Raw genomic sequence first — 11,939 nt, 5'->3', positions numbered from 1 at the left:
GTTTTGAGAGAACTATTTCTTTCAATGTGAACTAAGATCCATTTGGATTCTGAGGTTCAATATAGTCTGGTGGCGATAGCGAAGAGGTCACACCCGTTCCCATGCCGAACACGGTCGTTAAGCTCTTTTGCGCCGATGGTAGTTGGGGGCTTCCCCCTGTGAGAGTAGGACGTTGCCGGGCATCTAAAAGCATTCCGTTGAGGAGTGCTTTTTTCTATAGAGGGTAATTAAGACTAATTTAGACCCTGAAATATAAGTAGAACATTCCGAGAAGGAGTGTTTTTTTGTATGTGCCTCGTGTAAGATTAAATCATTCTGACATCCAGTAGACATATTAACATAGTAAAATTTAGATATCATGCAGCATCATGCAGCATTCGGTAAAGGGAGATGTACGGTGAAAACAATATTAATAGTTGAGGATGAACGCGCCATAAGCCAAGTATTAAAAGCTTATTTACAGAAAGCAAACTTTCAAACAGAACAGGTATTTAATGGTCATGAGGCAATGGGAGCATTTGAAGCCAGTAACCCAGCCCTAGTTTTACTTGATGTAATGTTACCTGGTAAAGATGGATGGACGATCTTAAGAGAGATACGTCAACAAAGCTCTTGCCCTGTGATTATGTTGACCGCATTAGGTGATGTCAATTATCGCTTGACTGGCTTAAATGACGGTGCTGATGATTATATTTCTAAGCCATTTGTAGCAGATGAGGTAATTGCTAGAGTTCAGGCTGTTCTTCGAAGAACAGAAGTAGATGAAGAAACGATAAAGAGATTTGGAAAACTACATATTGATCCAGTTTCACATCGAGTTACTGTTAATCAGAAGGATGTAGAATTAACTCCACGTGATTTATCCTTACTTCTGTTTTTAGCAAATCATCCAAACCAAACCTTTTCTAGAGATCAATTAATTGAACATGTGTGGGGCTGGGAGTATGAGGGTAGTGACCGTGCCGTAGATCTGGCTATTAAAAGATTAAGAAAATCACTTAGTGAATGGCCTGAATCGGAGGGAGAAATAAAGACACTTCGGGGATTGGGGTATCAGTTTAGTGTTTACAAAAAATAATAAAAGAGTTTCCTTATTACGTTATTGGACAAGTCGCTATTTAATTACACTTTGTGTTGGACTTGTGGTCATTGCAATAATATCTGCCTTGTGGATTCGCCATACAACACTTGAAAATCGCCTAAATATGATTCAATTTATGACAGAGGAGATGGCGGATCGTTTTGTTGATATGAGTGAAGGACGGCCAATCCAGAGAGAGGATAATCCAGGCTTTTTGACAGATCGAGACCAATTTATGAATTTTGAGGGAGATCCTTCAATTTATATCATTGACCCTAATGGTAGAATACTTTCAAGTAATCGTCCAAGAGAGAGAACGACTATTAGTCAGTTTCCTTTGTCTATTTTGGAAAAAGAAGAAACGGTTCAAAAATTGCGCTTTGATCAGGAAGCACAACCATTCTATGTCGTGAAAACAGCAATATCAACACAGGATATACTACTAGGTTGGGTTGTTATTGTCGAGTCTGAGCAAAACCTAACTCAAGTGAATCAAGAATACCGCCAGTTATCAATTATGATTTTCAGTTTAGCCTTGCTAGGATGGGCTGCTATCTATTTCCAATCAAGGCGCTTATCTAACCCGATTAAAGATGTAGCTAAGGCAGCAAAGCAAGTACAGGAAGGTGACTACGATATCGTCCTTCGTGAAGATTTCAAAGAACAGGAAGTGTATGAACTTGTTCATTCCTTTAAAGAAATGTCTAATCGCTTGCAGCAATTAGAAGCGTTACGCACTCAATTACTTGCTGGAGTGACTCATGAGTTAAAAACCCCAGTTACGTCAATTAGTGGTTTGTTACAGGCGTTAAATGATGATGTTGTAACAGGGGAGGATGCAAAAGAGTTCTTAGCGATTTCATTAAATGAAACAACGAAAATGAAAAAGATGGTTGAGGACTTGTTAGACTTTAATTCGTTTGCAGCAAATGCAGTGAACGTTTCTATGGAAATTCATAGTATTAATGAATTAATGCTTGATTTTACAAGGCATTGGCAAGTGACTCAAGAGGATCAAAACATAGAATTAACTCTGAAAAATTTAGATCATGACCGGGAGGTGAATGTCGATCCAATTCGTCTTCAACAGATCATGACAAATCTTCTTAATAACGCGAAGCAATCAATTGAAGGCAAGGGAAGTATTGATGTAATAGTTCACGAGAATGATCATCAAATCTCTATTTATATAAAGGATTCTGGAAGTGGGATTGCACTGGAAGAACAGGATCTAATATTTGAACGGTTTTTTAGGGGAGAAGACAAGAAATATAAAGTAAGAGGACTTGGTCTAGGATTACCTTTCAGTAAAATGATTGCACAATCATTAGGTGGTGATCTACATCTTAAAGAAAGTTCCTCTGCCGGGACCGTTTTTGTAATTACCTTACCTAAGCAATGAAAATTACTGATTCCAATTGCAAAAACAAGCTATTAAGAGACTAAATCGCATATGGATTTGGTCTCTTAATGTTAATCAGTATTGCAAAGTAGATTTCATGATCGGCGGTTATGGACAATCACCTTTTTTCATATTTAAAGAGAAACGTCCTATCATTTTGCTTAACGATACATATTGTAAAGTAAGCCTCTAGCAAATACTATTCATATCTCTAGTATCCATCATTCACTCCTCTGCAGATGAAAAAAAGCCTCTTCGGGCTTTTTTTTCGTTAGGTATTTTTCCTTGGAAGAAACGCCTTTTTAGAGATTACTAGACAAACACCCTTTCATATATAGCATTTCGTTCATAGGTTAATAGTATGAAAGGGAGGTGAAGATATATGGCATATGGACCTTGGGGCACTGCAGGTTATGGTGCTGGAGCTGGAGCTGGCTATGGCTACGGTTACGGAGCATGTTGTGGATATGGTGCTGGTTATACGCCAGTAGCAACAACAGGAGGCTACGGCAACGGTTTCGTGTTACTTGTCGTTTTATTCATCCTATTGATCATCGTTGGGAGCAACTATCCAATGGGTCAAGTTGGTGGAGCATAAATAGATAGGAACACAATTTTGATATGGTAGGGTTAGGAGCCTTTCCACTTTGCAAGAATCATCATAGGATGTATGAGAACAAGCACAGGAGGTGAATATGCATGAGTTACGCAGGATTCACAGGAAGCAACGGGTTCGTCTTACTAGTTGTTCTATTCATCCTATTAATCATTGTAGGGAGCAACTATCCAATGGGTCAAGGCTACTAATCGGGGTCAATGAACGTGAAAACTATGTACTAGAACAATCACAAGGAGGTGGATGTTCATGAGTTACGCAGGATTCACAGGAAGCAATGGGTTTGTCTTACTAGTTGTTCTATTCATCCTGTTAATCATCGTAGGGAACAACTATCCAATGGGTCAAGTTGGTTATTAATAGTAACCTAATCCCATTTTAGAAAAGTGGATTCAAACCCCTAATAAAATCAATGTAGGTTAATGATTGGTGCGTAAGAGGCTTGTACAAAACTAGTTTTTATAAGGAGGAAGTTGAATATACTCAACTTCCTCTTTTTCTACTTTATTTCAAAAAGCTTCTATTACCTTAATTTATTGTTAATAACTTCAATGTTGACTTTTTTATTCACTAATGATAAATTCATCTTACATTATAGATATTAGGAGTCCTTAATATCTTTTAAAAAATAAGGAGGATAATGTATGAAATATTCAAACGCAACAAATTATGCCCTTCATACAATGGTACATTTAATGCTCCAGCCTGGGGGAAGCTCGGTAGGGGTACAGGAACTAGCCGAAATGCAGAAACTTTCCCCGACGTACCTTTCTAAGATCTTAACTAAGCTTACAAAAGCCGGTTTGATCGAGTCGACGCCTGGTGCTAAGGGTGGCTATAAGATCTCAAGAACAAAAGATGAAATATCTTTCTTGGATGTGATTAATGCGATTGAAGGAGAGACTAGCTTATTCGACTGCTCTATTCACCATGAAGGCTGCTTAATTGAGAACGTCATGAGGCAAGCAGAGGAAAATATGAAAGATGAGCTTGGAGCAAAGCTTTTAATTGATATTGCGAAAGAGGCAGAAGCCAAACAGAAAAGCTAAATTATACAGGGAGTGAACCAAATGATATTCGACTGTGCTGTGATTGGTGGAGGACCGGCTGGACTGAATGCGACTTTGGTCCTTGGAAGATCAAGACGTAAAACGATCCTGTTCGATGACAACAAACCGAGAAACGCTGTGACTGCTGAGTCTCATGGTTTTATCACAAGGGACGGAATAGATCCCCAGGAATTCAAAAGGATTGCCCAGGAAGAATTGAGCAGGTATCTAGACGTCAGGATCGAAAAGCAACGGGTTCGACATATCAATCAAGAAAACAACTTATTCCAGGTGGAGACAGAAAGTGGGGACGTATATAGTGCGAAAAAGATCATACTCTCAACCGGTTTCAAGGAAGTCCTTCCAGATATCCCGCGGGTAAAAGAGTTCTATGGTAAGAGCCTATTCAGCTGCCCTTTCTGTGATGGCTGGGAATTAAGAGATCGACCATTAGCAGTGATTGCAGCAGATGATACAAAAGCGATTCATATGGCGAAAATGGTATCCAACTGGACGAACGATTTAATTCTTTGTACCAACGGCAGTAAAGACCTTTCGCCAGACGATCAAGAAATACTTAAAAACAATGGCATTCGTCTTAATGAAAAGAAGATCACCGGTTTTATCGGCAAAGAGGGAATGCTGGAAAGAATCCAGTTTGAAGATGGAACCTCAGTAGGCCGCGTTGGAGGCTTTATAGCTGCCGAGTGGAAACAGGCTGCTTCCTTTGAATCTTCACTTGAATATACGTTGAACGAGCTTGGCGGGATTGAAACGGACAGCTGGCAACGCACGAAAACGGCAGGGGTCTTCGCTTGTGGAGATACGAGAATTGCTGGTCCGTCCCAATTAATTATGGCAGCAGCGGAAGGCAGTATGGCAGCGATGGCTGTGAACGCAGAACTGATAGAAGAAAAATTTAATCAAGAAAAACAGCAAGCCTAAACAGTTGTAAAAAAAGGAGAGCCTATATGCAGCACTTACATGGAAGGCACAGCAACGGAAAAGTATCGTACTTAGAAAGTCCTGAACGAAGAAAAGAATTCACCCCTGAACAGCTACTGAACACGATTCCTCTAAAGGATATAGGCAATATAGTGGACTTTGGTGCTGGAACCGGCTATTTTACCATTCCAGTAGCGAAAAGGACCACGGGCAACGTATACGCACTGGATATTGACGTTGCCATGCTGGAGATAATAAAGGAAAAAGCATTGAGGGAACAGCTCACGAATATTGTCCCGGTACAGGGGAGTATGGAGGCACTTCCTTTACCTGATGACTCCATTGATATGATTATTGCTTCTCTGGTACTGCATGAAATTGAGCCACTAGCACCCTTGTTACAACAAATGAAAAATGTTCTGAAAAAAGAAGGTTACCTAATTTGTCTGGAACTCGAACCAAAAGGGAGTTCAGAGAAAGCACCAAGAATTACCTTAGAAAGAATGGAACAAGGAATGAAAGAGGCAGGCTTTCAGGTAACAGAGAAATTCTTTCCAGCCGAAACTCTTTACATGCTTGTTGCAAAGAAGACGGAATAACAGATTGTTTTCGGGTTAATTATAGATATTAAGTGTCTATAAAATACTTAATTATTTCTTTATAATATAGCAACTAGCTTTGAGAAAAGTATAGGGCTTTTGTTACTAAATTGAACTTATTCAAATCAATTAACGAGATCAGTATTCAAAGAGGTTGGGATATAACTTAAGTGTCTAACTGAAATACCGAACAAGGCAGGAGCGGTTTACTTCCGCCGACTATCATTGTTCGGATTTTATTTTAGTTAAATGATTTTTGTCCTAGCCTGTTTTTTTTTGTCATTATTAAAGTATTTTTGGCCCCCAAATTTTTTAAGCAGTCATTTAGATTTCTTGCATAGTAAGAGACAACTTAATAAGGATTAGTAGTTTTTTTTATTTCTATTACCTTGACATATTCCTGACACATTGAACCTTTAAAGTAAGTCTTGTAGCAAGGAAAGACAATTACATTTTCAAATAATTCAGGGATCCTATAGATCGCTAAAAAATATGGAAGAGGTGCTTTTATAATGAATGAACAAGAAAATCATTTTGAAACAAGACAGGAAGAGAAGAAGAAATCTCCGTTTAAAGGATTAGCAAAAATGGTGACGGCTGGTGTGATTGGATCTGTTATTACGTTAAGTGTCGCACCGTATATCGATTCTAATCAAGAAATGCTTGCATCGATTGAGGATGCTGCTTCGCTAGAAGGTAACGAAGAGGTTTCTTCATTGGATGCAGTTCCTGTTGCTCACACAGACCAATCAATCGCAGATACGATTGAATATGCCTCGGAAGCAATTGTAGGAATTGTGAACCTTCAGCAACAGCAAATGCAGTTTCGACAACAACAAGGAAATGAGGAATCTGTTGAAAGTGGCACAGGATCTGGTGTGATTTTCAAACAAAATGATGAAGGTACATTTATTGTTACAAATAACCATGTAATCGAGGGAGCAAACGAGATTGAAGTTTCACTTTACAATGGTGAAAAGGTTATGGCGGAATTGATTGGCACAGATCCTCTGACTGATATTGCTGTTCTAAAAGTTGCCGCAAATATTGAAGCACATGTTCTAGAATTTGGAGATTCTTCTTTACTTAGAGCCGGTGACCAAGTTCTTGCAATAGGTAATCCTCTTGGTCTTGACTTATCAAGAACAGTTACCCAGGGTATTGTCAGTGGAGTTGAACGAACACTTTCTGTTACAACTTCTGCTGGAGAATGGGATTTGAATGTTATTCAGACAGATGCAGCAATTAATCCAGGTAACAGTGGTGGTGCTCTTATTAATACTGCTGGAGAAGTTATTGGAATTAATAGTTTGAAGATTTCAGAAAGCGGTGTTGAAGGCTTAGGTTTTGCAATTCCGAGTAATGAAGTAATGCCAATTATCGACGAAATTATTGAAAATGGTCAAGTGAATAGACCTTACGTAGGAGTAGGGCTAGCTAGTTTAAATGAAATTCCTCCACATTACTTACAAAACCTTCCTAACACTGTCACAGAAGGTGCGGTTGTAACGACAATCGATCAGGAATCAGCAGCAGCAACTGCGGGATTAATGGTTGAGGATGTTTTAGTATCTATTAATGGAAAAGCAATTACTGATTCTAGTGATTTACGAAAGTACTTGTATACCGAGTTTGCGATAGGGGATCAAGTAACAATTGAGTTTTACCGTCAAGGTGAGCTACAAAATGTAACGCTAACTTTGACAAGTAATCAATAAGAATATAGTAATTATAAAGGAGTCTCGAATGAAAACTAAAAATAATATCATCTATATATTAATAGGAGCATTATTAATCGTGTCATTAATTTTTGTGATTGGATTTACTAAGGAGGAAGAAGCTGCAACAGTTAACGGTGAAGCCATTACAATGTCGGAACTTCAAGAACGCCTCCTAGCTAACTATGGAAGCGAAGTCCTTGATACGTTAATCACTGATAAACTAATTGAACAAGAGATTACGAATGAAGAAATTGAAGTCTCACAAGAGGAAATTGATGAAGAGATGGCTGCATATATGGACTCTTACGGGGGAGAAGAAGCGTTTAATGAGCTTCTCGCTTCTAATAGTATGGAAATTGCAGATGTGGAAAGTGATATTGAGGTCTACCTTGGTACAAAAAAATTACTTGAGCCAAGAATTACAATAACAGATGAAGAAATGACAACGTACTTTGAAGAGAATAAAGATTATTTTGCTCAGGAAGAACAAGTCCAAGCAAGTCATATTCTAGTAGAAGATGAAGCGACAGCTAATGAAGTCTACGAAAAGCTAGAAAATGGAGCAGATTTCAGTGAGCTAGCAGCTGAATACTCAACAGATGAGCAGAATAGCGAATCAGGTGGAGATCTAGGTTTATTTGGACGGGGAGCTATGGTAGAGGCATTTGAAGAAGTTGCCTTTTCGTTGGATATTAATGAAATAAGCGAGCCTGTTCAAACTGAGTTTGGATACCATATCATCAAACTAGTTGAAAAAACTGAAGCAAAGGAAGCAACGTACGAGGAAGCCAAAGAAGAAATTGAATCAATGCTCTTTGACGAGAAAATGGAGACCGAGTATTCAACATGGTTGGAAGAGAAGTACTCTGAATATGAGATTGAGTATTTACTAGAAGGATAGAGTGAAAAGAGACTAGTCATATGACTAGTCTCTTTTTTTTGTTATTTATGTGAAAAGTGAGACTATTAAGAAAAATATGCTATAATTTGAACATAATAGAAAGAATAAGACAAAAGAAGGGGATAGGACCTGTGGGAACTACGCTAGAGAAAAATTTAAACGTTTCGATATTAATGAACGATTTAAAAAATGAAAACCGTCAAATGCAGGAAGTAATGAAAAAAATTCAAGATATCTCAATGAAGTCGAATATTCTTGCTTTAAATTCAGGAATTGAAGCGGCAAGGGCCGGACAGGCTGGCCGTGGGTTTGCTGTTGTGGCAACTGAAATTAAGAAATTTGCTGAGATTAGCTTACATGCAAGTAAAGAAAGTGAAGCATTGATTAATAATATCCAACAAAAGGCAAATGAAATTATCGCTGTCAAGACCGTTGATGTAGCCTATGACACGATCGATAAGATTGATCGTAATTTATTTGAACGTAATTGTGATGTTCAAGCATGGGCCACGTTTGATGCAATTAAGGATTGTTTAACCGATCCGACTCTAGAAGCGAAGAAGACTGCTCAAAGCTTTATGAATAATATTTATGAAATTTATGAGGTCTATTTCGATTTGTTTGTTGTGGATTTATCAGGAGAAATTATTGTAGCATCACAAAACCAAAGCCAAGTTGGTAAGAATATGGCTGATCGTGAATGGTTTAAAGAAACAGTTCGAACAAATCGAGTCCATGTTACTGATATGTATCATTCTTCTGTTGTTGATGGATATACAATGGGTTATTCGAGTCCTGTTCGTAATGAAGCCGGTGATGTAATTGGGGTGTTCACAACGAGATTTAACTGGCAATTTATCTATGATATTATTGATCGAGTTAAAATAGATGAGAAATCAAAGCTATATGTTATTAATTCAGAGGGATATGTGATTGCTTCTAAGGATCGTTTAGGTATTTTGGAAACCAAATTATCAAATCTGAAAGCTGTTGAAACTGTTCTAGCAGGTAGGAGTCAACGAGGGTACACAATTGAAAATAATCGTATTTATGCATATAGCTTAACAGAGGGATATAATGCTTATAAAGGAAAAGGCTGGTCAGTGATTGTAGAAGAATCAATAGTATAAGTGAAAAAGGATAGTTCTTTTTGTAGTGTTGACTACTTGGGAGCTATCTTTTTTTGTAGGTTAATAAAAATCATTTGAAATATGATATAATTTGATTCTGTAATAGAAACTACTATCTTACATACAATGATCTAAAAGTCTATTAATTGAGAGCACGTGACATTTGGAACTATCCTTTAATAAGGGTATTTGTTAGGTCAAGAGGAGGCAGTACATGTCGGAGGAAAATATCACCAGACTAAGTTTGGATGGAAAAGAAATTATTCTTATTGGTACGGCCCATGTATCTAAGTTAAGTGCAGAACAAGTGAAGGAAGTAATTGAGGCCGAGAAACCTGATTCTGTTTGTGTTGAACTTGATGAACAACGATATAGTTCGATAATTGACGGTAACAAATGGAAGGAAATGGATATTTTTAAGGTTATTAAAGAAAAGAAAGCGACATTGCTTTTAATGAACTTAATCATTTCATCGTTCCAAAGGAAAATGGCTAAGCAGTTTGGAATTAAACCAGGACAAGAGATGATTCAAGGAATTGAATCGGCTAAAGAAATAGGTGCAGACCTAGTCCTTGCCGACCGAAATATTCAAATCACATTTGCTCGGATATGGAATGGGGTAGGGCTTACTGGAAGAGCTAAACTGATGATGCAGCTTTTCTATGGGATTTTCAGTAAAGATGATATTTCGGAGGAAGAGCTCGAGAAGATGAAGTCTCAAGACATGCTTAATTCTATGCTGAGAGAATTAACCGAATCTTTTCCAAGGTTAAAGAAACCACTTATTGATGAGCGAGATCAGTTTTTAGCTCAAAAAATTAAAACAGCACCTGGTAATAAAATTGTAGCAGTGCTTGGAGCGGCTCATATTCCAGGTATAAAAGAGGAAATTCATAGAGATCATGACTTAGAAAGGCTATCGAAAAAACCACCGAAGTCAATAACACCTGCCCTGATTGGATGGATGATTCCACTTCTTATTCTAGGGATGATTGGATATATGTTCTATGCCAATCCGGATGTTGGAGTGAACTTAACAATGAGCTGGATCTTGTGGAATGGAATATTTGCAGCAATTGGAGCAGCAATTGCCCTTGGCCATCCACTAGCAATTATTACTTCCTTTGTTATTGCACCATTCACCTCACTATATCCGCTACTTGCTGCTGGTTGGTTTTCAGGGTTAGTTGAAGCTTATTTTCGCAGACCTAAGGTAAGTGATTTTGAAACGTTGTCAGACGATGTTTTTACGTTTAAAGGGTTTTGGAGCAATAAAGTAACCCGTATCCTTCTTGTTGTTGTTTTAACAAATTTGGGAAGTACATTAGGAACGATTATTGGCGGTGCTGACGTATTTAGGTTATTTTTCCAAAATATATTTGGTTGATATAATTAGAAAGAAAAAGAGACATGCGGATTATCGGAATCCTATGTCTCTTTTTCATTTAATGAATTGGAGTAAATTATATAAATAAGCACTCTATTTTAATGAAACGATAAAAAGGGTATATGTTTTGAAAGAGGAAGGCACTGTATGCTAATACTAGCAAGTAATGAATGAAATGTGGTGATGTTATGTCCTCAGTTAATGTAAATTACAAGGAACCTAAAAAAATTCTCACACCTACGAGTGGCTTCTTATATGGCTATAGTCACTCCTTGAATCCATATAGCGGTTGTTCGTTTGCTTGTTCGTACTGTTACGTCAGACAAAGTCCGGTTGGTCTCTTTCGAAACGAAGAATGGGGAACCTGGATTGATATTAAGCAGGGTGTTCAAGAGAAAATCACAAAGGAGATCAACCATTTAAAGAAACGAGGAAAGCCCGTAACGATTTTTATGTCATCAAGTACAGATCCTTATCAACCAGTTGAATATAAGGAAAAAGTGACAAGAACTCTGCTAGAAGCCATGGTTGAAACACCACCTGACTTCTTATTCGTCCAAACAAGAAGTCCTTTAGTTACTAGAGATATTGATTTGTTCGAAAAACTTTCTGATCGATTAAGAATCAGCATGACAATTGAAACCGACCGGGATGAGATCAGAAAAGTATTTTCACCTAGTGCTCCACCAATTCAAGCAAGATTAAAAGCAATTAGACAGCTTCAGGAGCATAATCTGCCGACACAAGTTGCAATTGCTCCAATTCTGCCTTTTTCAGAGGACTATCCTCGTATCCTTTCAACAGTTGTGGATAGGGTGGTTGTCGATGATTTTACGGGTGATGGGAGTCAAGGTAAAAGGACGGAGCGATTGAAGATAAAAGAACTGTACCCGGAAGAAAATATTGATATGTGGTATGGTCCGACTACATTAGCAACTGTTATTGGGAAAATGAAAGCTGTCTTTGAGGATGACCAGGTTTTTATTAGTCAGGACGGTTTTATGCCTTTTTAGTTAATGATTAGCAAACTAGGAGTGGGTGTTTTGCTAGTAAGTGTGTAATAAAAGTAGTAGTATTTGGTCCCGATAATATTGACATATAAAGTCAG

Annotated in this window: 12 protein-coding genes, 1 rRNA gene and 1 pseudogene; all 14 read left to right on the top strand. The window is 37.9% G+C overall.

Going from position 1 to position 11,939, the window contains the following annotated elements; translation table 11 throughout:
- Nucleotides 1-65: 65 nt before the first annotated feature.
- Nucleotides 66-181 (top strand): 5S ribosomal RNA (gene rrf / locus J7W16_RS19385).
- Between the two features lie 216 nt (nt 182-397).
- Nucleotides 398-1,078 carry a response regulator transcription factor gene (locus tag J7W16_RS19380; RefSeq protein ID WP_210599148.1) on the top strand — a complete coding sequence of 227 codons (681 nt, stop codon included), beginning with the start codon at nt 398-400 and terminating at the stop codon, nt 1,076-1,078.
- Nucleotides 1,062-2,483, top strand: coding sequence for a HAMP domain-containing sensor histidine kinase (locus J7W16_RS19375; RefSeq protein ID WP_210599147.1), 1,422 nt, complete (start codon nt 1,062-1,064; stop codon nt 2,481-2,483). The genes J7W16_RS19380 and J7W16_RS19375 overlap by 17 nt, the downstream gene beginning before the upstream one ends.
- 496 nt (nt 2,484-2,979) lie before the next feature.
- Nucleotides 2,980-3,081: pseudogene (locus tag J7W16_RS22025) on the top strand (YjcZ family sporulation protein); the annotation flags it as partial.
- Nucleotides 3,082-3,182: 101 nt separating this feature from the next.
- The gene (locus J7W16_RS19365) at nt 3,183-3,290 is read left to right on the top strand and encodes a YjcZ family sporulation protein (protein WP_210599145.1); all 108 of its coding nucleotides are present in this window, start codon (nt 3,183-3,185) and stop codon (nt 3,288-3,290) included.
- Nucleotides 3,291-3,348: 58 nt separating this feature from the next.
- Nucleotides 3,349-3,459 (top strand): YjcZ family sporulation protein, encoded by a 111-nt coding sequence (locus J7W16_RS19360; RefSeq protein ID WP_210599144.1) that lies wholly within the window; start codon nt 3,349-3,351, stop codon nt 3,457-3,459.
- A gap of 284 nt (nt 3,460-3,743) precedes the next feature.
- Nucleotides 3,744-4,148, top strand: coding sequence for an RrF2 family transcriptional regulator (locus tag J7W16_RS19355; RefSeq protein ID WP_210599143.1), 405 nt, complete (start codon nt 3,744-3,746; stop codon nt 4,146-4,148).
- 21 nt (nt 4,149-4,169) lie between these two features.
- The gene (locus tag J7W16_RS19350) at nt 4,170-5,093 is read left to right on the top strand and encodes an NAD(P)/FAD-dependent oxidoreductase (RefSeq protein WP_210599142.1); all 924 of its coding nucleotides are present in this window, start codon (nt 4,170-4,172) and stop codon (nt 5,091-5,093) included.
- A 26-nt stretch (nt 5,094-5,119) separates the two neighbouring features.
- Nucleotides 5,120-5,692, top strand: coding sequence for a class I SAM-dependent methyltransferase (locus J7W16_RS19345; RefSeq protein WP_210599141.1), 573 nt, complete (start codon nt 5,120-5,122; stop codon nt 5,690-5,692).
- A 512-nt stretch (nt 5,693-6,204) separates the two neighbouring features.
- On the top strand, nt 6,205-7,410 hold the full coding sequence (locus J7W16_RS19340) for a S1C family serine protease (RefSeq protein ID WP_210599140.1): 1,206 nt from the start codon (nt 6,205-6,207) through the stop codon (nt 7,408-7,410).
- A gap of 28 nt (nt 7,411-7,438) precedes the next feature.
- Nucleotides 7,439-8,314 carry a foldase protein PrsA gene (locus tag J7W16_RS19335; RefSeq protein WP_210599139.1) on the top strand — a complete coding sequence of 292 codons (876 nt, stop codon included), beginning with the start codon at nt 7,439-7,441 and terminating at the stop codon, nt 8,312-8,314.
- Nucleotides 8,315-8,445: 131 nt separating this feature from the next.
- On the top strand, nt 8,446-9,444 hold the full coding sequence (locus J7W16_RS19330) for a methyl-accepting chemotaxis protein (RefSeq protein WP_210599138.1): 999 nt from the start codon (nt 8,446-8,448) through the stop codon (nt 9,442-9,444).
- A gap of 214 nt (nt 9,445-9,658) precedes the next feature.
- Nucleotides 9,659-10,831, top strand: a complete 1,173-nt coding sequence (locus J7W16_RS19325) for a TraB/GumN family protein (protein ID WP_210599137.1) — start codon at nt 9,659-9,661, stop codon at nt 10,829-10,831.
- 188 nt (nt 10,832-11,019) lie between these two features.
- Entirely contained in the window at nt 11,020-11,844 is an 825-nt protein-coding gene (locus tag J7W16_RS19320) for an SPL family radical SAM protein (protein ID WP_210599136.1), read from the top strand.
- Nucleotides 11,845-11,939: the final 95 nt, after the last annotated feature.

Source organism: Halalkalibacter suaedae, assembly GCF_017939705.1.
Lineage (GTDB): Bacteria > Bacillota > Bacilli > Bacillales > Bacillaceae_D > Halalkalibacter > Halalkalibacter suaedae.
The sequence above is the reverse complement of the archived record's forward strand: the minus strand, read 5'-3'. Positions and strand labels throughout refer to the sequence as shown.